This window comes from Varibaculum cambriense, from assembly GCF_032557235.1.
In the GTDB taxonomy this organism is placed as follows: domain Bacteria; phylum Actinomycetota; class Actinomycetes; order Actinomycetales; family Actinomycetaceae; genus Varibaculum; species Varibaculum cambriense_C.
This window is the reverse complement of sequence record NZ_JAWGMB010000005.1, coordinates 34,490-57,799: the sequence shown is the minus strand read 5'-3', so window position 1 is coordinate 57,799 and position 23,310 is coordinate 34,490. Positions and strand designations below refer to the sequence as shown.

At 51.8% G+C, this 23,310-nt stretch carries 17 protein-coding genes and 1 pseudogene; 8 read left to right on the top strand and 10 right to left on the bottom strand.

The genetic code is table 11. The features are described from left to right. Window positions 1-36 precede the first annotated feature (36 nt). Window positions 37-1,899 carry an NlpC/P60 family protein gene (locus E6072_RS05340; RefSeq protein WP_316694256.1) on the bottom strand — a complete coding sequence of 621 codons (1,863 nt, stop codon included), beginning with the start codon at window positions 1,897-1,899 and terminating at the stop codon, window positions 37-39. 258 nt (window positions 1,900-2,157) lie between these two features. On the opposite strand from E6072_RS05340, the gene E6072_RS05335 reads away from it, so the two are divergent. Further along, entirely contained in the window at window positions 2,158-3,459 is a 1,302-nt protein-coding gene (locus E6072_RS05335; protein WP_316694255.1) for a nucleotide sugar dehydrogenase, read from the top strand. On the opposite strand, the gene E6072_RS05330 is transcribed toward E6072_RS05335, so the two are convergent. The 3 genes from E6072_RS05330 to E6072_RS05320 all read right to left on the bottom strand — a co-directional run bounded on the left by E6072_RS05330 (window position 3,434) and on the right by E6072_RS05320 (window position 7,967). Continuing rightward, a complete protein-coding gene (locus E6072_RS05330; RefSeq protein ID WP_316694254.1) occupies window positions 3,434-5,545 on the bottom strand; it encodes a DUF6541 family protein in 2,112 nt (703 codons plus the stop codon). The two genes, E6072_RS05335 and E6072_RS05330, sit on opposite strands and share 26 nt — an antisense overlap. A gap of 140 nt (window positions 5,546-5,685) precedes the next feature. Further along, on the bottom strand, window positions 5,686-6,885 hold the full coding sequence (locus tag E6072_RS05325; RefSeq protein WP_316694251.1) for a glycosyltransferase family A protein: 1,200 nt from the start codon (window positions 6,883-6,885) through the stop codon (window positions 5,686-5,688). Further along, complete coding sequence (locus E6072_RS05320) at window positions 6,867-7,967, bottom strand: glycosyltransferase (protein ID WP_316694250.1); 1,101 nt, start codon at window positions 7,965-7,967, stop codon at window positions 6,867-6,869. Before E6072_RS05320 ends, E6072_RS05325 begins: the two co-directional genes overlap by 19 nt. Window positions 7,968-8,278: 311 nt before the next feature. Here E6072_RS05320 and E6072_RS05315 point away from each other — a divergent pair, with 311 nt between their 5' ends. Next, entirely contained in the window at window positions 8,279-9,220 is a 942-nt protein-coding gene (locus tag E6072_RS05315; protein ID WP_316694248.1) for an aldo/keto reductase, read from the top strand. 139 nt (window positions 9,221-9,359) lie between these two features. Further along, window positions 9,360-11,387, top strand: a complete 2,028-nt coding sequence (locus tag E6072_RS05310; protein WP_316694246.1) for an acyltransferase family protein — start codon at window positions 9,360-9,362, stop codon at window positions 11,385-11,387. Between the two features lie 197 nt (window positions 11,388-11,584). On the opposite strand, the gene iolD is transcribed toward E6072_RS05310, so the two are convergent. From iolD to iolC, 4 genes are read right to left on the bottom strand one after another with little or no spacing between them, the layout of a single operon-like run. After that, window positions 11,585-13,486 carry a 3D-(3,5/4)-trihydroxycyclohexane-1,2-dione acylhydrolase (decyclizing) gene (iolD, locus tag E6072_RS05305; protein ID WP_316694245.1) on the bottom strand — a complete coding sequence of 634 codons (1,902 nt, stop codon included), beginning with the start codon at window positions 13,484-13,486 and terminating at the stop codon, window positions 11,585-11,587. A gap of 2 nt (window positions 13,487-13,488) precedes the next feature. Then, window positions 13,489-14,379 carry a 5-deoxy-glucuronate isomerase gene (iolB, locus tag E6072_RS05300; RefSeq protein WP_316690585.1) on the bottom strand — a complete coding sequence of 297 codons (891 nt, stop codon included), beginning with the start codon at window positions 14,377-14,379 and terminating at the stop codon, window positions 13,489-13,491. Continuing rightward, window positions 14,376-15,266 carry a deoxyribose-phosphate aldolase gene (locus E6072_RS05295; RefSeq protein WP_316690584.1) on the bottom strand — a complete coding sequence of 297 codons (891 nt, stop codon included), beginning with the start codon at window positions 15,264-15,266 and terminating at the stop codon, window positions 14,376-14,378. The genes iolB and E6072_RS05295 overlap by 4 nt, the downstream gene beginning before the upstream one ends. Before the next feature lie 4 nt (window positions 15,267-15,270). Beyond that, window positions 15,271-16,266 (bottom strand): 5-dehydro-2-deoxygluconokinase, encoded by a 996-nt coding sequence (gene iolC / locus E6072_RS05290; protein ID WP_316690583.1) that lies wholly within the window; start codon window positions 16,264-16,266, stop codon window positions 15,271-15,273. A 294-nt stretch (window positions 16,267-16,560) separates the two neighbouring features. Here iolC and E6072_RS05285 point away from each other — a divergent pair, with 294 nt between their 5' ends. Together E6072_RS05285 and E6072_RS05280 are read left to right on the top strand one after the other, a co-directional pair. Further along, window positions 16,561-17,301 (top strand): GntR family transcriptional regulator, encoded by a 741-nt coding sequence (locus E6072_RS05285; protein ID WP_316690581.1) that lies wholly within the window; start codon window positions 16,561-16,563, stop codon window positions 17,299-17,301. Between the two features lie 125 nt (window positions 17,302-17,426). Further along, window positions 17,427-18,515 (top strand): transaldolase family protein, encoded by a 1,089-nt coding sequence (locus tag E6072_RS05280; RefSeq protein ID WP_316690580.1) that lies wholly within the window; start codon window positions 17,427-17,429, stop codon window positions 18,513-18,515. 208 nt (window positions 18,516-18,723) lie between these two features. Here E6072_RS05280 and groES read toward each other — a convergent pair whose 3' ends face one another. Continuing rightward, window positions 18,724-19,020 (bottom strand): co-chaperone GroES, encoded by a 297-nt coding sequence (groES, locus tag E6072_RS05275; RefSeq protein ID WP_022864743.1) that lies wholly within the window; start codon window positions 19,018-19,020, stop codon window positions 18,724-18,726. A gap of 264 nt (window positions 19,021-19,284) precedes the next feature. Between groES and E6072_RS05270 the strand changes: the two genes are divergently transcribed. Then, the gene (locus E6072_RS05270) at window positions 19,285-20,592 is read left to right on the top strand and encodes a class I SAM-dependent methyltransferase (RefSeq protein WP_316690578.1); all 1,308 of its coding nucleotides are present in this window, start codon (window positions 19,285-19,287) and stop codon (window positions 20,590-20,592) included. A gap of 534 nt (window positions 20,593-21,126) precedes the next feature. Here the strand turns inward: E6072_RS05270 and tsaD are convergent. Further along, a pseudogene (gene tsaD, locus E6072_RS05265) lies at window positions 21,127-22,173 on the bottom strand (tRNA (adenosine(37)-N6)-threonylcarbamoyltransferase complex transferase subunit TsaD); the annotation flags it as partial. Between the two features lie 227 nt (window positions 22,174-22,400). On the opposite strand from tsaD, the gene E6072_RS05260 reads away from it, so the two are divergent. Both E6072_RS05260 and E6072_RS05255 read left to right on the top strand, forming a co-directional pair. Then, entirely contained in the window at window positions 22,401-22,709 is a 309-nt protein-coding gene (locus E6072_RS05260; protein WP_316690577.1) for an antitoxin VbhA family protein, read from the top strand. A 9-nt stretch (window positions 22,710-22,718) separates the two neighbouring features. After that, window positions 22,719-23,276, top strand: coding sequence for a Fic family protein (locus tag E6072_RS05255; protein WP_316690575.1), 558 nt, complete (start codon window positions 22,719-22,721; stop codon window positions 23,274-23,276). The last annotated feature ends 34 nt before the right edge of the window (window positions 23,277-23,310 follow it).

Sequence of the window (23,310 nt, the reverse complement as noted above, 5' to 3'; positions counted from 1 at the left end):
AGCCTACAAAATCCCAAATAGTAACGTAAGTCTTAGCTATCTGGCCAAGGGACGCACAACGTAGGGAGCAATACTTCCCCAGTTATACAGTCCCCGTTGCCGCGTATGCCCATAGTTAGACTCGATTATTTGGTTGGAACCCACATAGATAGCTACGTGGTAGATTCCGCCCCGTCCTTGCCAGAACACCAAGTCGCCTGGCTGACGAGAAGCAAACCTAACTTTTTGCAATTTAGGATGGGCATAGAGCTGCTTAGAACTGCGGTAAGTCGGAGCCGCGTGAGCAATGACGTTGATAGGTTGCGGATCGATACCGGCAACATACAAAGCTTGCAGAGCGAGCCCGGAGCAATCATATCCATCACGATGGCCTCCGGCACCGCCCCAAGTGTAGGGCGTGCCGATTTGACGGCGAGCGAAAGAAATCATGGCATTAACCCGCTGAGTGCGGTTTGCACTCAGGCTGACTGGACGCATTTGAAAATTATCCATAGTCCAGGAACGCCGGGTCAGTTTTTGCCAAGTCCGGCGATCAGCAACACCGGTAGCTCTAACCCTAGCTCGACTCTGAAAACGCTTAACCGCATTTTCAGTGCGTCCGTCAAAAGTCATTCCGGAATTTAGAGGTACCCCCACGCCTAAGCGAGCACGAACTTCCCTAACCTTGGTGCCATTCCAACCACGACGCGGGACTACAGTATTTCCGGGCGCACGGACTTTGCTAACCGCTTGCAGATAGTGACCCGGCGCACGCCAACCACGTTTAGATGCGGGAGCGGGGAGTTTCACCGTGTAATAGAGAAGTGCTCCCTTGCTGTCCACTGCCATTATTCCCCCACCTAGTGACACATCGATAGGTAGAATTTGAGAGATTCCATTCCACCCGTGACCCACCTGAGCTGGCGTGAAGGCATTCCCGGCCGAGTTGGCACGATAAAGATACAAATAGCCTGACCTATCAGTTGCTAAGAAATCTGACTTCCCGTTACGGTCTGCATCGCCAATGCGCATTACTCTGGTGAATTTACTCCAGCCGTATCCTAGTTTCACCGAGCTAGCAAAATTTCCGCCGCGGTTGGCGAAGGGGTAAATATGCATACGTCCATTGGAATCCACTGCTAGAACCCCCGCTTTGTTCCCAATGGTACGAGGCATAAAGGTCAATGAACGCATACCGGTCCAGCCGTGACCGACTTTTACCCCTCGCTTAAAGTAGTACGATCTCTTGCGAGCTTCGTAATAAAATAAATCGCCGTTAGCTTTCCTGCCCAAAAGGTCAGTTTTCCCATCTCGGTTTATGTCTCCAGCCATCACTAAATCGAAGTCATTCCAGCCATGGCCGATGTCGCCCACAGTGTAGACTCTGCCACCTGGGGCTCCCCCGTAGAGACGAATAAAAACGTCATTTCCTCGTTTATCAAAAAATAGTAGGTCTGGGTATTTGCTCCCGAGATACTTGTTCAGCATTAATACCCCATCTGAACGCCACCCGTGACCAATCTGCTTTGAGTAAGCCACTCTAAATCCCGGGTATGAGGACTTAGTCAGGGGATCTCCACTAGTTGGGGGTAATGATCCCGGTGAAACCGTTGATCCGGTGTAGGGAACTTGAACAGATTCCCCCGCAGTTTGAGGAGTGGAGGTTTCTGGACCAGACTCTCGGATTTCCAAGGAATCATTAGCGCTACTCTCAGCCTCTTCATCTGAGCTGTCGGCGGCAGGTAAGGATGAATCCTGAGGTTCTTCACTAGCAGGAATAACATTTTCCGCTGTTGTGGGAGATTGTGGCGCATCCGGACTTGGAACTTCAGCTCCGTATGCCGGTACCGTGGCCAGCACTAAACTGGCAGCTGCCGTAAAACAGGTTACCGTCCTAATTACTTTCTTCTTGACAGCCATAACTAAACCCTCAAACCATTCATGGTGACACCGTAATCTTGCAAGGTTCAATATACATTAAACAGTTAACATTTAATGTTATCAGAAAACACTATTTCTACCCTCGGCTAACCATCCCAGCTGAGTCCAAACCGCAGAAAAATACGGCGCAGACCCGGGCGCCATTAACCAGAGATACAAAATAAACTCAGAATCCTAAATGCCGAGTAGACTGGAACCAGGATCTATTGAGTCTTTAGTAATATCAAAGGAGCTTTGATGCGCGTAGCAGTTGTGGCAATGGGAAAAATCGGCTTGCCCTTGGCGGTACAGTTTGCCTCCAGCGGACAGGATGTGATTGGGGTCGATGTTAACGAGAAGACCGTTGAGCTTATTAACCAAGGCAAAGAACCTTTCCCGGGGGAAGCTCACCTGCAAGAAAAACTTTCTGAGCTAGTACCTGCAGGAAAACTACGCGCCACCACCAACTACGCAGACGCTATTCCTAATGCAGATGCCATCGTGCTGGTAGTTCCGTTATTTGTTAATGACGAAACCTGGCAGCCAGATTTCGGGTGGATGGATCAAGCTACTCGTTCCCTTGCCGAACACCTGACCCCGGGAACTTTGATCTCCTACGAAACTACTTTGCCAGTGGGCACTACCCGGAACCGCTGGAAGCCGCTGATTGAGGAAATCTCGGGATTGAAAGAGGGCGAAGATTTTCATTTAGTATTCTCCCCCGAGCGGGTACTAACCGGGCGGGTATTCCAGGATTTGCGCCGCTATCCCAAGCTGGTAGGCGGGCTATCTGAGACGGGCACCCAGGCAGCAATCAAGTTCTATGAAAGCGTGCTGCAATTTGATGAGCGCCCCGACCTGCCTCGTGAAAACGGGGTTTGGGACATGGGTAACGCTGAGGCTGCCGAGATGGCCAAGCTGGCAGAAACCACCTACCGGGACGTTAATATCGGGCTCGCCAACCAGTTCGCCGTATACGCGGACAAAGTCGGTATTGACGTGCAAAAAGTAATCGATGCCTGTAACTCTCAACCCTATTCCCATATTCACCGCCCCGGGATTGCGGTTGGCGGACACTGTATTCCGGTATACCCGCGGCTGTACCTATCTACCGACCCCGATGCCTCCGTGGTTCGCACCGCGCGTACCTACAATGCCGGAATGCCCGAATATGTAGTTTCCCGCGTAGAGGAAGTGCTAGGCGATTTGAAAGACGTCAAGGTGGCGGTACTGGGAGCTTCCTACCGGGGGGCAGTTAAAGAAACCGCGTTCTCCGGCGTGTTCGCAACCGTTGACTCCTTACGCAAGCGAGGGGCAAAGGTGCTGGTTCATGACCCCATGTTTAGCGATGAGGAACTAGCAGGTTTCGGTTGGGACGCCTACCACCTAGGCGAGGAGGTAACCGCCGCCATCGTGCAGGCTGACCACGCCGAATACCAAACCATTAGCGCGAAGGATTTACCCGGCATCAAGCTGTTGTTTGATGGCCGCCGGGTAACCGATCCGCAGCTGTGGAAGGGTACCCCCCGCATGGTTATCGGGGATCAAGCTTCCCGCTAGGGAGTTGTCCAAGACATCCGCGGTACTTTAACAGGTGTGCCTGCCCAACTGATTTCACCGGAGTTAGTAGGGACGTATTTGTAGAATCGAATGACGGGTACTTCTTTTGAATGCCTGTCTTTCCCTCCGCTCCTGAATAGTGGTTGCGGAAGTTTAATACGTATATGTTCTTAGTAGCCAGGAAAGAACACACCTGTTTTCTTTGCTCAGCTTGGTATAGTTGGTTAGCTAAGAACGCCCTATCCGGCATAGGGTCGCTAGCAGCTTGTAAGGTTGGGAAAATCGCACGACGTTGACCCAATGACCAAGCAAAGGCAGCTCCTTCCCAGGGGTTTCCTAAAACTACACTGTCGGGGGGCGTGAGACGAGGAAGTTCCAGCAGTAATTCGAGCTCATCCTCGTCCACTAAACCGAGGGTTTTATCTGCGGGGGTGCGAATAGAAAAAACATCGCCAATCCATTCCCACGACTTCTTCAAATGAGTCGGGTCGGCAGCTACTCCCACCGGTGCTACCAGACAGACAGTTAAAATAATAGTTTTAGTTTTCCGAGTTACCTTTGGAGAAATCCACTTATTAAATTGGCAAATCAACCATCCCAAACCCCCGGCGGCAATAGGAATAGAAAACATTACGACTGACACAAACAGTCGTGGCGAATCTGCATACCAGACCCCTACCAAATACTGACGTAGCTGCAAATCTTGCATCGAGTGCCCCACGAGAGCAAGACCGGAAAAAACTAGCCAGCATAGAAGCAACCAGGTTTTTTTGCGTCTAAAGATCAGCACCACCAAACCGATGATTAATAAAACAGATAGCGGCAACATATTTAACCGCTGATAAACCATAAAACCAGCGTCTGGTCTCCCCCCAGTCAAAGCAAGAATCTCCTTGATTCCTGACCAGTAAGATCCCTGCGGCAACCAGTCGGGGGTTTTCGTACGGAATCCTCTGATCAGCGAAATTTGGTAAGTTCCCCATTCCCACAGGCAGTAGACGGCTAGACATAGCGCAGTCCAACCCGCCACTACTACACTTGTTATCCCTTTGCGACCTCGATATCTTCCGGAATACCGGATCATCCGGGTTACCCCAAACCACCAGATGACAATCATGGCGACAATGACGAAGGTAAATACATTATTAGGTTGGCTGGCTCCCACACTGACCAGCCCCCAAGCTGTGGCAAATAATCCTGGGATGAGAGCACGGCAATTGCCCGAAAGCCACTTAACAAACAGGGCGATAACCACCGGTAACAGCGATGAACTTAACAAATTCGGGTAGAGAGGCCCCCAGCTGAAGAGAGCGAATGGGAATTGAGGCAACGCTAAGGAGAACGCTAGGGAGATCACCTGAATCACACGTGAATTAAAAATTGCGGAAGCTAAACAGAAGATTCCCAGAGGCCAAACAATGAAAGCGACTACCAGTGCCACAGCGTTGGTAGCAGTAGTTACAGCTCCTGAACAGGTACTGGCTACCAGGGAAACTACCTGGTGCCAGGCCGCCGGATAGAACCCGGCTCTTCCCGGATTCCAGAGATCAACCTTGAAAGGTGATGCCTCTCCGCTCTGGAGAAACATCATAACTAGATTAGAGTGAAAAAGATTGTCCCAGATTTGAGCAAATGCTCCGGGGCGTTTCACCGCTGTAGCGAACCGAACTGTCTCATATGAAAACATGACGATCAGCAGTATCGGTGGTAAATATGCCCACTTCTTATCGCCCCTACTTAGCTTTGGAACATCACTATTTGCCGTATCGATAGTTTTTGACTTATAGAAATGGATATGGAGAAAAGAAATCAGCCAGCAAATAAAAGTTGCGCCGATACAGAAGATTAGTAAAACTGGAAATCCCCAGGTAATCCCTAACTTGGAAGCTATTACCGCCGCTAGAAACACTATCCCCACTGAACCGGCAGGCGCCCATCCCCAAAGCCAGCGGCCGCGTAAACCCAAGGCATATCCAGATGCCAGACCAGGTAGGAACAGCACCGCTAAAGAAACAGCCAAAGGAACCGAGAATAGCAGCCAGGAGTTAAAGAAATCGGCGTTTGAGGCTACTCCCACGACATCCATTTAACTCTCCTATTTGAGCGCTGGAACTCTGATTCATATCTACTTAGTAACGCAAACATCCTCAAGACTACCCGCAGCTGGCACATTCATAACTGCAAATTATAGCCCTGAGCAAACTGCACCATAGGTATCCAAATCGGTTACTGCCTGAACAATGACCACTCGGCAATTAGACGATTATAGGACTGCGCATCTTCCACCGCGGCGGCTGTAGTGTAGCCTACCCCTGCAATCCACCAATATTGCATTAAACTGCTAGCCGGAAAAATTCGTCTATAAATGGCTGAAAGTATTCGCAGCGGGGTTAGTTTTCCGAGTTTTTCCAGAGCCATCTGGGAACTAAGTACGGGATCTTGCATACCTTCGAGTACCATCACCACAAGGTTACGGGGGTACCTGAGAGGATTTTCAGGATGCTCCAAATTGCGCAATGCTAAAGCGGTGGCAGTGTCAAGATCACCGTCATGAGGATTCCCAAAATAATTGAATATCAATTTTCGTACGCTGTGAAGTGCCTCTTCAGAGCTATCTGTATGGAAAGCATCGTAAGAAATAAAATCAAGAAACCAATACAGCAGCCCCGCCCTATACTGTTCAAATAAGCCTGCCGCTTTCCAACGTGAAAATACTCGGTCAGCCAAGTTTAAGTGCTGTTTTACCCGCTTGTCATCATCTTTATGCTGACTAGACATTGCGGATCCGAGACGATTGGCTCGATAGAAATAAAGGGGTTTAGGAGAAGTTACTATTAGATTTGCCCTAACATAGGCTTCTAAGTAAAACAGTTGATCTTCGCCAACTGCGAGCCCCTCTTCAAAGCGCACAGCGTTGGTTTCCAGGAAAACACGAGAAAAAGCCGATAACCAGATATAGGGTCTTTCTTTCGCTTTTTTAAAGAGGTCCCCACCTAGACCTCGAATAACCTCTTTCTTGGGAGAAAGAGCATTTAGTAACCAGGGTGACGGCTTCCCATAGGAAATAGCCTTGCCTCCGAAGGTAAAAATATCTGGTTTATCTTTTGCGAAAGCTTCTGCTACTGTCTTGCATGCTCCCGGAGCTAAGAAGTCGTCACCGTCGACAAACATTATTATTTCTCCGGAAGCAACGCCCAGACCCCGGTTGCGTGCGGCAGAAACCCCGCGGTTATCTTGGTTGATCACTAGAATGCGCGGATCAAGTTCAGAGGCAATGGTTAGCAATCTGGGGGAAGTATCAGTAGAACCATCATTAATGCAGATGATTTCTAGATCTGAAAAATCTTGTTTGCGAATCGATTCCAGGCAATGAGCTAAATATTTCTCAACATTGTAAACGGGTACGATTACAGATATCGTCGGCACGATTTAACCAGACCTTTCCCTTTATTTACCGCCTTTACGGCACCGGCGCGAGCAAACCCACTAAAGCCACGCTCTTGGATTACTCTACCAACGCGCTGGTTTAATGACTCTCCTTGACTTCGATCGTGATGATATTTTTCCGGTGAGAGCATGATTGTCCTCATGTCCAAGAGTTTCCAAGGCTCGAATAACCGGATGTCCACGTTCCCCCGAGCAAAATCATCCAGGAACATTGCGCGTCCCTTACGCAACACCTCCACCTTGTGCTCCGCGGCGACTCTTTCGTAGTTCCAGATCAACGCATCGTAAAGCATTTTTACTTTTACGGGTGAAAACGTCTTTTGCTTTTCGGGATTGGCTGCCAACCAACGGCTAATCTCTCGGTACTCATTAAACAAAGCATCTACTTTTCCAGGAGAGTTTACCGAAGAATTTTCGTTATCTTGCCGGTAATGCACAAATGCATCATGCAAATAATAGACCTTATGGGTGGAAGCCCAAACCTTAAAAGTGAAGCTGGTGTCTTGGAAAGAAGCACCTGGAGTTTCCAAAAAAGAAATTTTTTCTTTATCGAGGAAAGACTTTCGATAGATCGCAGACCAAATCGAAGGCTTGGCATAAAAGATGAATGGATCGCTGGCGGGATCAGCTATTTTTTCGCTTTTTCTCCCCGGTATTGCCTCAAAAAAGTCGTTACGCTTTGTGGGAATAGACCAGTACATCCAGAAGTTAGCTTTAACCACATCTGCTCCGGTGCTGCTAATGGCATGGTGTAGTTTGCTAAGCGTATCTGCTTCCATGAAATCGTCTGATTCTAAAATCGCTACATAATCGCCCTGCGCTGCTTCCAGACCCCGGTTCATGGAGGCTCCGTATCCAGAGTTTTCCTTGTCAATGAGCTTAAAACGTGAATCTTTCTTCAAGAAATACTCGATTATGTCACGCGAGCCATCTGTTGATCCATCATTAATACAGATAAACTCAGCCTGTTTGAAGTCCTGCGCCGCCAAACTTCTCAAACATTCCTGCAAATATTTCTCTACGTTGTAGATAGGAATCAATACTGATACCAGCGGATTCATTGATAGCTCTCTCCTATGTTTCTCATCTGGCTTCCACTCGGCTGACCGTTACATCAACAATTATTCCATTATCGTCGCCATTTTATTTAGACTAAAATAATCGCCCTTGCGTTAACCTGCGCAATCTCACTATTAACAGGCTATACATTTTCAAGAAGTTTTGGAGGCAGACTAGCGCAGAAAGCGATTTTCTTGGATAGCTTTCAGAGGTAGAAGAGCCGACTAATAAGCTATGCATATCGTCCTCCCGCCCCACCTTTAGGAATCTAGTATCATGTCAATTGACAGTACAATTACTTTTGGAGGAGATAATGTACCAGGTTAAGGGAACTGAACTTTCCGTTTTCGAACTGGCTTTAGGTGCAAATACTTTCGGCTGGACCAGTAATCAGGATGATTCCTTTGCGGTAATTGATGCTTACCGGGAAGCAGGCGGGAACTTCATTGATACTGCCGATGTTTATTCTGCCTGGGGCGAAGGGTTAAAAGGCGGAGAATCTGAGACCGTAATTGGCGCATGGCTGCGCGAGCGCAAAGCACGTGACCAGGTAGTTATCGCTACTAAAGTCAGCCAACACCCCGATTTTCCCGGACTGTCCCCCGCAAATATTCAAGCTGCCTGCGAGGCTTCCCTCAAGCGGTTACAAACCGACTATATCGATCTGTATTACGCGCATTTCGATGACAATAAGACCCCTATTGCCGAGATGGCAAGAGCCTTCGATGCGCTAGTAAAAGCGGGCAAGATCCGTTACGTGGCCATGTCAAACTTTTCCCCTCCCCGGATGCGCGAATGGTTCCAGGTTGCTAAAGAGGAGAATCTGTCAGCACCGGTCGCGATCCAAAATCAATACAACCTGCTCTACCGTAAAGAGTTTGAAGAAAACTACCAGCCTATTTGCAGCGAGTTCGGGGTTGCCGAGTTCAGCTACTTCTCGCTGGCTTCCGGGTTCCTAACTGGAAAATACCGTAAAGCAGAAGACCTGGCCGGTAAAGACCGCAGCGATTTCTTATCGGAATACAATCGTCCCGAATCTTTTGCACTGGTAGATGCCCTGGTGAAGGTGGCTGCAGAACTCGGTTCTACCCCCACTGCAGTATCTCTCGCCTGGCTACGCGCCAAGGGCGTGGCCGCCCCGATTGCCTCCGCACGTAATCCCCAACAGCTACAGGATCTGGTGGCTTCCACCAGCCTGAGCCTACCGGCAGAAGCGATTGCGACCCTAGACGAAAAATCACAGCCTTTCGCCTAAATATTATAAAAATAAATAAACTACCGGCTTGGGTGAGGATGCGCCTCACCCAAGCCGTTTTATGTGACAGTAGATTGCATATATTTATCGTGCTGCCATAGCATCCTTAGGAAGCTAACTCTACCGAAAGAACACCGCAATGAGCTCCCCAACAGTCCCCACTACCTCAAAAAAGCGGCGCTTCCGCCCCGAAATTCAAGGATTGCGCGCCCTCTGCGCCTTGCAAATAATAGTGTTCCACGCCTGGCAGGTAGGCTCCCCCATCGGGGTGGATGTATTCATTATGGTCTCTGCTTTCCTTTTAGCAGATTCCTTTATCCGCGGATCCGATGCTGGCAAGAGCTACTCTATAATCAAACGCTGGATTCAAACTTTCCGCCGCCTGCTTCCTCCCTTGGTGGTCACCATCCTCTTAGCGATTGCGTTAACCATCAAATATCTGCCAAAGACTAGATGGACCGAGATTATCAACCAGTCCTGGCCATCCTTGTTTTACTACCAAAACTGGTATTTACAGTCAGAGTTAGTCGACTATTTTGCTGCCGACCATTCCCTGTCTTCTCCGCTAATGCATATGTGGTGCATAGCAGTCCAAGGACAAATTTTCTTAATCTTCCCGGTAGTTTTCGCGGTAACTGCACTGCTTTGTCGCAAATTAAAACTCTCCGTCCGCAAAGGGATTTTCACTGTTTTTTCCCTCGCCGCCCTGATCTCATTTGCCTGGTTACTAGTAAAGTTTTTCGACGGCACCGCTTCGCAATACTATTTCGACACTCGCATCCGATTTTGGGAGTTCGCGATCGGAGTTTTAGCGGCTCTTGCTATGAACAGGGTTAAAGCGGGATCCAAATGGCACGATGCCCTGGGATGGATTTCCATAGCAATCATCGTGGTTTTCGGTCTGCTCTCCGTGGGCACCTATCCTGGCCCCATCTGTGTCCTGCCCATTGTGGCAGCATGCCTAGTAATGCTATTTGTGCGCAGTGATTCGAAGTCCACTTCGGCACGGCTATTGTCTTGCCGTCCTTTGGTATATATCGGGGATAATTCCTATGCGCTTTACCTGGTGCACTGGCCAATCTTCGCGGTTTATATGGGAACACGTCAGCAGGCTAACCTTTCGCTTTTCGAGGGCGGATTCCTCTTCTTAGTTTCCTTAGGGCTAGCTGTTCTACTTACCGAACTGGTTGATAACCCGGTACGTTCGCTCAAACTATTCAACAAAAATTGGGGGCGCAAAGCGGCCGTGATTATCTTGGCGTTAGCAGTAGGATCTAACGGAATCGCTACCGCCTCTTGGCAGATAAACAAGCGAATCTCTCCCGCCAAGCACGTCACCGCGTCTAGTCACCCCGGAGCACGAATCCTCCTACAGAAAAATCCTCCTAGCAGTTTCAAGGAAGATCCCTTGCCCGCTCCTGGAGAACTAGATAAACAGTGGGCAAGCCTGCCGTACCAATGTGACGGCGCATTTGCCGGCGCGCCAGATTTTGGAGAGGCAGCTGGTCATAACAACTCTTGCCGCCAGCTGCACCAGCAAGCAACTGGTGGCTCCAACGTGTTGGTATTCGGTGATTCCCATGCCGAACAGTATCTGCCCGCCATCCAGAAAACGGCGCAGCAACGCAACTGGAATTTAGCCGCACTACTAATGGGAGGCTGCAAGATCTCCCGTGACTTTAACGGCCATGACGATACCTGCAAAAAATGGGTACAGGCAGGATTGGATTGGGCGTTAAATAAGGCAAAACCAGATGCGGTGATTATGGTCTCCACGCTTACGCAACCCGGCAGTCCCGATCAAGTATTGCCTGGTCACCCCGATGTAGTCTCCGATTTCCTGGCGAAGGGGATAAAGGTAATCGCGATGCGCGACACTCCCAATTTTTCTCAAAATATCTATGAGTGCGCTGTGTCATCCCCTAATCCCCAGTCCTGTGGCGTCCCCTATGGACAGGTATATTCAAAGACCCTTAACGGCCTGCCTGTAGAAAACCCTGGTTTCAATTTCGTGGATTTATCGCCGCAGATATGTCCCAATGATGCGTGCAGTCCCCTGGTAGGAAATCTTTACGTCTATATGGATCACGACCACCTGACCAAGTATTACTCCCAGACCTTAGATGACTTCTTCGCTAAGCAAACCAAAGGAATCCTGGAACCCTAGCGCTGCGAAAGGTACATCTTTAGGCAGACTGAGCTTGATAAATAGATACCAGCCCCGATAGAGGCTAAAAACCCTCCCCATAAAAACACTCCCGGGGCGGGGAGTTTTTGAGGGTTATCCCCAAAGGCTCCCCGCCCCGGAACTTTTTCGGGCGTTAGCCCGACTCATTCACTATTAGATTTGCCAGAGACTATTGGCTACTGTTTCCAGTAGTGACGCTGCTCCACCAGTGCTTCCTCGTATTCTTTACGAGCCTGCTGCGTGGATTCGATGCGAGAAACTTCCGGCACCGCCACGTCCCAGTAGGAACAGTTCGGCGGGTTCGGACCAAACAGGTTAGTCTCGATATGAATCATCACTGCCTGCTCAGATTTCTCCGCCTGGCGATAGGCATCCCGGAACTCTTCGATAGTGTGCACCTTCAGCACCTTAATTCCCCAAGATTCCGCGTTCTTGGCGATATCTACCGGCAGCAGCTCCCCGTCCTCGTTATGGGGATTGCCATCACCCATCCGGTAGCGAGTACCGAAACGCTGGGAGCCATGAGACTCTGAAAGCGCGCCAATCGAAGAGAACCCGTAGTTTTGCAACAAAACATAGATAACCTTGATGTTTTCTTGCACCACGGTGGCCAGTTCCATCGGCAACATCTGGTAGGTGCCGTCACCGACAATCGCCACCACTTCCGAATCCGGCAACGCCATCTTGACACCCATAGCCGCCGGGATTTCATATCCCATACAGCTAAAGGCATACTCTACGTGGTATTGCACCGGAGTCTTCGCTTGCCACAGGCACTGCAAATCACCCGGCATCGACCCGGCGGCGTTAATCACCACATCGTTGTCGCCCATCATGTCGTTAAGCGCCCCGAACACCTCGGTTTGCGCCGGTAGCTCTTGGTCATGGGCACCGTAGCATTCGGCGGTCTTTTCGAACCAGTCTGCGCGCTCATCTGCAATCTCGCGGCTGTAATCTTCAGAGACCCGGTAATCCCCGAGTGCCTCTTTCAAAGCAGCCAGCGCCAACTTGGCGTCAGCCACCACCATTTCACCCGCGTGTTTCGCCGCATCGAAGGCTTTCACGTTGATGTTTACGAACCGCACATCCGGGTTCTTGAATTGGGTGTGGGAAGCAGTAGTGAAGTCCGAGTAGCGAGTGCCCACCCCGATCACCACATCGGCTTTATCTGCCAAATGGTTCGCGCTATTGGCACCGGTAGAGCCGACGCCCCCCACGGCACATTCATGATCAAAGTTAATGGCGCCCTTACCTGCCTGGGTATCAGAAACCGGAATCCCGGTAGCACTCGCCAAATCGCGTAGCTCCTGGGAGGCTTCCGCGTAGATCGTGCCGCCACCGGAAACAATCAAGGGACGCTTCGCCGACTTAATAATCGCTGCCGCCCGCGCCATCTCAGTTTCAGATACTGCCGGACGGCGCACGTGCCAAACCCGCTTTTCAAACATTTCTACCGGCCAATCGAAGGCCTCGGCCTGTACGTCTTGTGGCATTGCCAGTACTACCGCTCCGGTTTCTGCCGGGTCGGTGAGCACGCGCATGGCGTTCATTAAAGAGGGCATTAGCTGTTCGGGACGATTAATCCGGTCAAAGAAACGCGAGACGCAGCGGAAAGCATCATTAACGGTTACGTCCAAAGAACGCGGATCCTCTAACTGTTGGAGCACCGGATCCGGGTAGCGGGTAGCGAATTGGTCAGAAGGCAACAGCAATACCGGCACCCGGTTAGTGGTGGCCAGCGCGGCGCCAGTCACCATATTTAAGGCACCCGGACCAATCGAAGTGGTAACCGCGAGAGTCTGCAAGCGGTTCTTGGCTTTAGCGAAAGCCGCGGCCGCATGGACTGCGCCCTGCTCGTTACGCGGCATGTAGTATTCCATTACTCCCCCATCGGGGGTGGAATCGAGTTCGTTTTGAAGCAGCGCCTGACCGATGCCACACACGTTTCCGTGTCCGAAAATCCCGAACGTGCCTGGGATCAGACGGTATTCTTTGCCGTCACGCTCGGAATACTGGTTGATTAAGAAGCGAATTGTCGCCTGCGCGGTAGTTAGGCGAACGGTCTCAAATTTTGCCATTCTTAGTCCTCCTTGATGGTGGCGTTGGTCATGGGCAGACGGGGATCAGCTTCGCCGCCACCCCAATCTTCGGTGAGCCAGACATAGTCGGGATCAATAGTTACCAGCCAGGTGGCGTCCTCAGCCGGGCCGGCCATTACATTCAAATAGTACAGGTGGTATCCGGGCGCGGCCACGGACGGGCCGTGCCAACCGTGCGGCATTACCACTACGTCCCCGCTGTGTACCTCGGCGCACACATCAATAGTGTGCCCCTTAGAGGGGTAGATCCGCTGCAGCGCCATTCCGGTAGTGCCATTTGCAGCTGGTTTTACCTGGTAGTAGTAGATTTCTTCCAAAATCCGTTCAGTTTCGGAATGCTCATCATGCTTATGAGGAGGATACGAAGACCAGTTACCACCGGGGGTGATCACTTCGGTGACCAGCACGTGATCGACCTCTACCGGGTTGCCCATGGTGTAGTTGTGGACTTCCCGGGTGCAGTCGCCTTTACCGCGAATCATGGAGATGACTTCATCTTTGGGGCAGTAGCGCAGCGGTTTTTCGTTATTGGCCTTCGAGCTGGGCAGGGCAAACCGCCCACCTTTTTCACTGCTCACCGTAAAGGTGGTGTTAAGCGGTACGTACAGGTAATCGGTGATTTCGCTCCAGATATCCTTACGTCCCTTGATTTCGAAAGTTTCACCGCCAACTTTAACCGTGCAGCCGCCCTCGAGCGGTAATACCAGCAGTTCGGAGTTACCGGAGGTAACCTCCTGGCTGGCTCCGGCCGGCAGATTCAAGACTTTCAGTCCCGAGAACTCCCAACCGGCTTTTTCCGGGGTTAAATCCAATTCGAACTGGCCATTTTTTAACTGACCGTCGCGGAATAAATAATTTTCGTTGTCGCTCATAGCAAACCTACCGTCTCGTCTACGGCCTGCGCCACATCGCCGCTGGCCGGGAATAATAGTGAACGACCGATGACCAACCCTAAGACATTGGGCAGCCGCAAAGCTTTACCCCATGACTCCATGGCGGCATCGGGATCCTTAGATACTTCTCCCCCTAGGATCAAAGAGGGAAGTGTAGTAGCTTCCATGACGCGTTCCATCTCGGCAACGCACGGAAGTTTCAACCAGGTATAGGCACTGGTACGTCCCAGCCCGGCCGCTATCGCCATCGATTTAATGACTGCTTCCGGGGTGAGGACGTTGCTGACGTTTTCAGCCGGGCCTTCCGAAATAAACGGCTCCACCATCGCCATGAGTTTTCGCTCTGCCAGTTCATCGATGGCGCGGGCGGTCGCCTGCAAGGTGGAGACGGTGCCGGAATCTTGATAGTTGATCCGGGTCAGCATTTTCCCCCCGGCCAACCCGGCATCTTTCACGCCCTGGGCATCGTAGCAGTTGAAACGGTCATCCATTCCAAAAGTAGCCCCCGCTAGGCCGGCGCGGTTCATGGATCCGAAGACGACTTTATTATCGAGGGTGCCCAGCAGCGCCAAGTCCTCGATCATATCGGCGGTACCTAAGAACCCATTTACTCCGGGTCGCGAGAGCGCTTCCACGCAGCGCGCCAGCAATTCTTCCCGGTCGGCCATGGCGGAGGGATCATCTCCGGCTGCCAGTGCCCCGCGCGCCGGGTGATCGCAAGCAATGACCATCAGTTTTCCCGGTTTACCGTCTTTTCCTTGCAGCGCTTCTTTCAGGCTGGGACGAGGACGATTTTCCAGAGTTTTTGCTATCCGTTCCGGTTCAAAGGTACGGATTTCTGCCAGTTTTGCGATTAGCTGTCCCATGGCCTTACCTCTTAGTAACAATCGGAGCGGACTGGGGGTTCTTAGAAATCATGTCTAGGATTTCCGGTTCAGACGGCATCGCTGTGGAGCATTCCAGACGGGAACTGACAATTGCCCCGGCGGTGGAGGCCGCCGAAATAATCTCCGGTAAATCCCAGCCCGAGAGCAATCCATGACAAAGCGATCCTCCAAATGAATCGCCCGCACCCAGACCGTTGGTGACTTTCACCGGAGTTACGGGGACTTCAATCCGCTCTTCGCGGGTCTTGCATAAGGTTCCCAGGGGCCCCTGCTTTACGACTGCGATTTCTACTCCCCGCTCCAGGAGGGCGTCGGCGGCGCGATCCGGTTCGGTTTCTCCCACCGCAATGCGGCATTCCTCTTTATTGCCAACCGCTACCGAAACTTTCTCTAGCATTCGTTCCACTTCGCGGTGAGCGGTTTCTTCATCGCTCCAGAAAGTAGACCGGTAATCCAGGTCAGCGATTGTCCATTTATCTGTCTCTGACAAATCCCGCAGGTCTAGGGCGTGATGATGAGCGCTACGCGAGGGCTCCTCGGATAGGCCGGTAACGGAAATCCAAAATATTCTGGCGTCTTTCACGGCGTCCTCGGGAATATCTGCTTCCGTTAACTCCAGGTCAGGGGTGGAGGGTTCCCGGTAGAAGTAGAGGGGGAAATCGTCGGGCGGAAATATCTCGCAAAATGTTACCGGGGTGGCGAAGTTGGGGTTATCAACTACGTAGCTGTCATACACCCCTAGTGAGCGCATCTCCGAACGCACGAACTTACCGAAAGGGTCTTTACCTACTCCGGTAATAATCGCGGAAGAGTGGCGCAGCTTTGCGGCTGCTACCGCGACGTTCATGGGACTGCCACCCAAGAACTTTCCGAATTGTTCAACTTTTTCTAGCCCTACTCCGGTCTGTAACGGATAAATATCTATCCCTGAGCGCCCGATGGTGAGCACGTCTACGGCCGGCATCTTGAAACTGTTCATACCAGCTATCCCCTTTTTACATCGTTGTTGACTACCTTGTCAGCGCCGCTGGTGTGATAATCACAAACTGGCAACGCTTTGTAATGACATTCTAGCAAAGTTCTAAAGCGAGGGGAAGCCTGAAATTCAAATTTCGAGACTTAGAGCGACCGGACGGGTGACAAAAATCAATTACACACCGTTAACAAAGGGTGTCGCCAACGTTAATTTTAGGTGTATTCTACATTAATGTAATAGCCATATAACAATAAGCGCTATTGTAGCCTCAAAGCGCCCCTAGGAAGGAGTTCCCCCATGGCAACGCTCAAAACCTACGTAACCGATATTGAGCTCGACCATTCCTCTCCCGTTCCCCTGTACCACCAGATTTCTGAACCCATTAAGGAGTTAATCCTAGACGGCACTATTCCGCCGGGAGCAAAACTTGAAGATGAACTATCGATGGCCTCCCGCCTGGGAGTATCGCGCCCCACTGCCCGGCGCGCCCTGCAATCGCTAGTCGATTTACGTTTGGTGGTACGCAAACGCGCTGTAGGCACTATCGTTGCCCCTAAAGAAATACACCGTCAGGTAAAACTCTCTTCCCTCTACGACGACTTAAAAGACTCAGGACAAAAGCCCACCACTAAGGTGTTTTCCTACGAAGAGGTCGAGGCTAGTAAAGAGATAGCAGAGGATCTGCGCCTTGAAGAAGGACAAACAGTTATCAAAGTTGTACGCTTGCGCCTTGCCAATGGCGAGCCGCTAGCGATTATGACTAACTATCTTCCCTCGGAAGTAGCCCCCACTGAAAAGGAGCTACGTTCGGGCGGCCTTTATGACGCAATGCGTAGCCATGGGCACGAAGTGGTTAGCGCCTCGCAAACTATTTCCGCCCGTAAAGCCAGCAGCGAAGAGGCAGAAACCCTGCAAGAATCACGGGGAGCCGCAATTTTGAGTATGCGACGCGTCTCTTACAACCAATCCGGGGTTCCCATTGAAATCGGAGACCACGTTTATCGCGCATCTCGATATCGCTTCACCGTCAGCCTTTAGTGACGAAGCTCACTCTCCCTTTGCTCTATTGTCCTGTCAAAGTCTTGACGCTGTGGGTTTTTCCCCTTAACCTGGAAGGGAACCGGCACCGAAGGCGGTGTCCGTTGAAGAACGAAGGAGACTCAATGACCGAGATTAAGATGACCCCCGGTCCCCTGCTAGATGCAGCCAAGAATTCAAAGACCGCGCTGTGGAACGATTCTTCCGATCTGGAAGAACTCCGTCAGTCGATCTCTTGGGGCGGAGTAGGTGCGACCTGTAACCCGACCATTGCTTACACTACTATTTCCAAGCACCTAGACATCTGGGCTCCTCGCATCAAAAAGATTGCCGAGAGCATGCCCACCGCCACCGAATCCGAAATCGGTTGGCAGGCTGTTAAAGATATGTCCATTGAGGCCGCCAAGCTGCTAGAACCAGCCTTCGAAGCCTCCAATGGCCGTAACGGTCGCCTCTCGGTGCAAACCGATCCGGCGAACTACCGCAACGCCAAGGCACTAGCTGACCAGGCAGTAGAGTTCTCCGAAATGGCTCCCAACATTGTGGTAAAAGTACCTGCCACCAAGACTGGGATTGAAGCTATCGAAGATGCCACCTACCGTGGCGTATCCATGAACGTAACCGTATCCTTCTCCGTTCCCCAGGCAGTTGCTTCGGGTGAAGCTATTGAGCGCGGCCTGAAACGGCGCGAAGCTGAAGGCAAAGACATTTCCACGATGGGTCCGGTCGTAACCTTGATGGTTGGCCGCCTCGATGACTGGCTGAAGATTTGCGCAAACCGCGACAAACTGGTTCTAAACCCCGGACACCTCGAATGGGGCGGAATTGCTGCAGTCAAGAAGGCTGCTGCCGAGTTCGAAAAACGGGGCTTGCGTTCCCGCATGCTAGTTGCGGCCTTCCGTAACACCATGCAGTACACAGAGCTGGTCGGTGGCGACATCGTTATTTCTCCGCCTTTTGCTTGGTCCAAGCGGATCCAAGAGTCCGACTACCAGTACGAGCCACGCTTCGAAGAACCGGTAGCAGACGAAATCATGGAAACCTTGATGAAGGTGGAAGATTTCCGCCGCGCCTACGAAGTAGATGGCATGAGCATCGAAGAGTTCGACACCTTCGGCCCCACGGTGCGCACCCTACGCGGGTTCCTCAAGTCCAACACTGACCTGCAAGAACTAGTTCGCGACGTGATTTTGCCGGCGCCGAAAGAAAAGTAGTTCCGCGCGATGAAATAACAACTAAATAGCCTTAAAGGCCGGGGACGATTTTTCTCGTCCCCGGCCTTTTGTTTCTCCAGCATTTTCCCTCGCCGCGGCGGTGCCTCACGCAGCGGCGAGGGCAGACAAAAGGCGGGGTCGGATTTCTCCGATCCCGCCGATTGCTTTATGGCTTAATGGCGCGAAAACCGCGCAGCCACGTTAATGCTTAACGCTCAACCTTTGCCAAAATGTCACGCGCGGAAAGAATCAAGTATTCTTCGCCACCGTATTTAACTTCGGTGCCGCCGTACTTGGAGTAAATCACGCTGTCGCCCTCGGCAACATCCATCGGAACCCGGTTGCCCTGGTCATCAACGCGACCCGGTCCCACCGCGATTACTTTACCTTCCTGCGGCTTTTCTTTAGCAGCGTCGGGGATAACCAGACCCGAAGCGGTCTTTTGTTCCGCTTCTGCCTGCTGAATCACGACGCGATCTTCTAACGGCTTAATGGAGACTGACACTGCAGACCTCCCTTTCTTTTTCCAAAAACTTTTCGGTTTTAGTACCGGAACTTTGACGTCGCGGGTTGCCAGATTTCCGGTGCCAGTCTGGAGTCTTGTAACTCCAAATGCACTATTTAGCTTAAGGGTATTCTGGCACTCAATCAAGCTGAGTGCCAGGTTTAGCTTACGCCCTGGGCGAATCCGGTTTCTGTCCTTTTTAGCATTGAGAAACTACCAGGATACGAGCTCAGTTAGACTAAAAATGTTAGAGGGGAGAAAACTATGGTTACTGCCAACATGCCACTAAGTTACGTACAGCTACGGCAGCTAATCGGGCATTTTCCACCCAGTGAGGATCCGATGGTAGCGGCGCTTACCACCCAAACCGGCTGGCAGCTTTTACAGGAACACCCCGCCCCCGCCTCCTCCGAAACAGCAGCTATCGCTAAATACCTGCGTAAGCACCACCCGGCAAATTTAGTGTCTTCCCTGCAAACCCAATGGAAACTGCGGGAGAAAGCCCAAGAAAAAATGGGGAGCGCGGAGGCCAGGAACTGTCTCTTTACTCGCGATGGGCTGGAGCAGGCGACTCGAAAAATTGTGGCTAGGCAGCGAGCTAAACGTTTTGCAACCGCCGGCGTCACCAGCCTGATAGACCTGGGGTGCGGGATTGGCGCTGACTCGCGGGAACTGGCACGCATCTGCCCAGATTTTCGCGCAGTCGATCAGAGCCCGGCAGCTGCCACCTGTGCGGCGATTAACCTTTCTGACCAGTCAGGAACCCAAGTTCTATGCACAAGTGCCGAACAAGTTGTCACCCAGAAAACTCTGCCCGCCCTGTTTGTGGATCCGGCACGCCGCGCCGCTACCGGACGCGTCCTCTCCCCTGCCGCCTGGTCCCCGCCCTTAGAGACAGTGTTGGAATGGGGAAACCATACGCCCTATCTAGCAGTAAAAATAGCACCCGGCATTGATCTCACTAACCTGCCAGCTGGCTACCACGCCCAGTGGGTGAGCGTAGCGGGCGACCTGGTAGAATGCGCCCTCTATTCGCCCAGCCTTGCCCCCGAAGGCGCCGGACGTTCGGCACTAATCATTGAGGGCGATGAGGTAACACAATACCGCTGCGCCAGTGCCCGCAACCCGGGAGAAAGTCATGTACAGGTGCGACAGGCAGCTAACTTGGGGAACTACCTTTTCGATCCCGATCCCGCGATTATCCGCGCCGGAATCTTGCCTGACATTTGCGAACGTTTAGAGGCCGCACCAGTATCTAGCGCAATCGCTTACCTGACCGGAAACACTCTTCCCACCGGCGAAGACACCCCGGCTGTGCGCTGCTACCAAATAGTGGAAAACCTACCTTTGAAAACCAAGATGGTTAGCTCTTACTTGCGCTCCCGCCAGGCTACTCGCTTGGATATCCTAAAGCGGGGAGTCGCCCTCGATATTGCTAGCTGGCGCAAAAAAGTAATGCCTAAAAAGCAGCGAGACTGGACTCCGCGCACCGTAACCGTAGCGTTAACCCGGGTAGGCGGAGCACACCGGTGCCTAGTGCTAGAGGGCGCCGGGAAAACCTTAGGACGATAGCCCGGCGCTGCCTGCCGACTGCCCGGTCAGACGCCGATCAGGTTACCGGCGGGGCTCCACATCATCGGGCGGCTCTACCGTCACGGACGGTTCATCCGGATCTGACTTTTTCGCCTGCGAACGCTCATGTAGGCGCTGCTGTGCTTGCTTGGCGTATTCGCGTCCCTTTTCTACCGCCTGTTCGGCGTACTCGCGCCCTTTTTCCGCTGCCTGTTCCATATAGGGGCGCGCCTTCTCCATGGTTTCTTCCGCATACTCGCGGCTTTTCTCTGCCGCCTGCTCCATGTAGGGGCGAGACTTCTCTACCGCCTGCTCTACATAGGGACGTGCCTTCTCCATGGTTTCTTCCGCGTACTCGCGTCCCTGCTCTACCAGCGGTTTAATCCGGTCGGCCGCCTTTTCCAACCCGGGACGCATTTGGTCAAATGACTTCGCCATGTTTTCTTTCACCTTTCGATAGATACTCTCCGCATCTACCTGTTTTTCTTGGGGAATACTGGTTTTAGCAGCTGGTTTTTCCGTATCCTCGGAGCTAGGAGCCATGTAAATCTGGGTGAGCGCCATCTGAGAGTCCGGACCAAAATCTATTGACGAGGGCGGCATTCCCGCTTTCACTAGCGCCTCCCCTAAGGCAGCGATCTGCGCGCCATTGTCGGTACAAAAACGAATCGGAGGAATCCGCACGGTAATACCCGCCGATTCGGCGCGCTGGGTGAGCAGTTCACGAAGACGCGAGTTAGCGGAAAAACCGCCCCCCACCACGATTTCCCGGCAATCAAAATCTTGAGCCGCCTTTACCGCTTTCTTGGTCAGGGAATCATTTACCGCCTCAGAGAATCCGGCGCAAATGTTTTCCCGGTTAATAGTTTCCCCGGCAGCCTCTAGCCCCTCAATATAGCGGGCGACCGCAGTTTTTAGACCTGAGAAAGAGAAGTCATAGCGGTGACGCTCTTTATCTTTACCGGCCGCGAGTCCCCGCGGGAAACGGATAGCTTTCTTATCCCCCGCCTGCGCCAAGCGGTCTACATGCGGGCCTCCCGGATAGGGCGTATTAAGCAGACGTCCTACTTTATCGAAGGCTTCCCCAGCGGCATCATCCAAGGTACCGCCAAGTTCGGTAATATCGGTGGCCAGGTCGCGCACCAGCACCAGGTTTGAGTGTCCCCCCGAGCAAATCAACCCGATAAAGGGGGGATGAAACTCCCCCTCTACCAGGGCATCTACCGCCAGGTGTCCGATTACATGGTTCACGCCGTACAGCGGTTTATCTAAGGCGAGTGCCAAGGCTTTCGCCGCGGAAATGCCCACGGTCAGCGACCCCACTAGTCCCGGGCCTGCCGCACAGGCAATCGCGTCTACCTCGTTTAACGCTACCCCGGCTTCTTCACAGGCGGCTTGTAAGGTGGGCAGGAAGGATTCCAGGTGGGCGCGGGAGGCAATTTCGGGGATGATTCCCCCGTAGCGAGCATGCTCATCCATAGAAGTAGCAGTGCGGTCTGCCAATAGTTTCCCCCCGCGCACCAGCGCCACGCCGGTTTCGTCGCAGGTAGACTCGATTCCCAGGATTAGCGGTTCACTCATAGTCCCCATTTTACCCACACCCTGGATTTGCGACCTAACGATATCGCCTCTAGCTGTAATAACTCTGTTCGAATAGCATCCGGACATTAGTTTCACCGGCAATGGGACTTTACCTAAAAACAGAACACTGGGGCTGATTACCAGGACATTGGATTGGAAAATCAGGATATTGAATGGGCAGGACGGTACCACTCTCAGCTAAAATGACACTAGCGGCGGGAGGTGCAATGACAAATACAGCCGAGCTCGGGGAACCCAAAGAGGATCCATTTGCCCAGTATGTGCGCCAAGGATCCCCGTCTCAACGCGCTCTTACCGCTGCTTGGCAGGCAGGAATTGGTTTACAAGCTGTCGATGGCTTAGAGCCCTCACCATATCTAATAACTACCGCTAAGAGCTCCATTGAAGGCGAAATCACTTTAGATGAAGCTCAAAGCCTGGTTAATTCCTACTATCAACAAAACCCTCAGCGAGGCCTAAACCGAGTTGAGGAGGCAGATAAGGTAGCTACCCGGGTTGCGCAAGTATTATCTTAGGACGGATTCGTGTTCTCGGCTGCGCAGTATCTGGCAATACACCGCCGACTTTTTGCAGGAATCTACCCCCAGGCTGGAAAAGCTCGCACCTACAATATCTCCAAGAAAGAGTGGGTACTGGACGGAGATACCGTCATATATGGGAATGCTGCCGATTTAATGGCTACCCTGGAATACGATTTAGCTTTAGAACGCGCTTTTAGTTACCGGGCGCTGAGTACCGCCGAAAGTATTGAACACCTAGCTTCCTTTGTGGCTAGGCTGTGGCAGATTCACCTCTTTGATGAGGGAAATACTCGCACTACTGCCGTGTTCTTCATCAAGTACCTCTGCACCTTGGGTTTCACTGTCGATAACACTCTTTTTTCTAGCTATTCCTGGTATTTCCGAAATGCGATGGTACGCGCCAACTACGAAAACCTGCCTGCTGGGATTCACGAAACTAACGAATACCTAGTGAAGTTCTTACGAAACTTGCTGTTAGGAGAAGAAAATGAGTTGAAAAACCGGCACCTGCATATCAGCGGTTTGAAATATCCCGAGAGGCCTAAGGATATTAGATTTTAAGGTTCCGAATGTAGGTTTTTTCCATACAATTGCA

Coding starts and splice junctions, on each gene's coding strand:
- E6072_RS05340 (WP_316694256.1), bottom strand. CDS start 1,899: ATGGCTGTCAAGAAGAAAGTAATTAGGACGGTAACCTGTTTTACGGCA.
- E6072_RS05335 (WP_316694255.1), top strand. CDS start 2,158: ATGCGCGTAGCAGTTGTGGCAATGGGAAAAATCGGCTTGCCCTTGGCG.
- E6072_RS05330 (WP_316694254.1), bottom strand. CDS start 5,545: ATGGATGTCGTGGGAGTAGCCTCAAACGCCGATTTCTTTAACTCCTGG.
- E6072_RS05320 (WP_316694250.1), bottom strand. CDS start 7,967: ATGAATCCGCTGGTATCAGTATTGATTCCTATCTACAACGTAGAGAAA.
- E6072_RS05315 (WP_316694248.1), top strand. CDS start 8,279: ATGTACCAGGTTAAGGGAACTGAACTTTCCGTTTTCGAACTGGCTTTA.
- E6072_RS05310 (WP_316694246.1), top strand. CDS start 9,360: ATGAGCTCCCCAACAGTCCCCACTACCTCAAAAAAGCGGCGCTTCCGC.
- iolD (WP_316694245.1), bottom strand. CDS start 13,486: ATGGCAAAATTTGAGACCGTTCGCCTAACTACCGCGCAGGCGACAATT.
- iolB (WP_316690585.1), bottom strand. CDS start 14,379: ATGAGCGACAACGAAAATTATTTATTCCGCGACGGTCAGTTAAAAAAT.
- E6072_RS05295 (WP_316690584.1), bottom strand. CDS start 15,266: ATGGGACAGCTAATCGCAAAACTGGCAGAAATCCGTACCTTTGAACCG.
- iolC (WP_316690583.1), bottom strand. CDS start 16,266: ATGAACAGTTTCAAGATGCCGGCCGTAGACGTGCTCACCATCGGGCGC.
- E6072_RS05285 (WP_316690581.1), top strand. CDS start 16,561: ATGGCAACGCTCAAAACCTACGTAACCGATATTGAGCTCGACCATTCC.
- E6072_RS05280 (WP_316690580.1), top strand. CDS start 17,427: ATGACCGAGATTAAGATGACCCCCGGTCCCCTGCTAGATGCAGCCAAG.
- E6072_RS05270 (WP_316690578.1), top strand. CDS start 19,285: ATGGTTACTGCCAACATGCCACTAAGTTACGTACAGCTACGGCAGCTA.
- E6072_RS05260 (WP_316690577.1), top strand. CDS start 22,401: ATGACAAATACAGCCGAGCTCGGGGAACCCAAAGAGGATCCATTTGCC.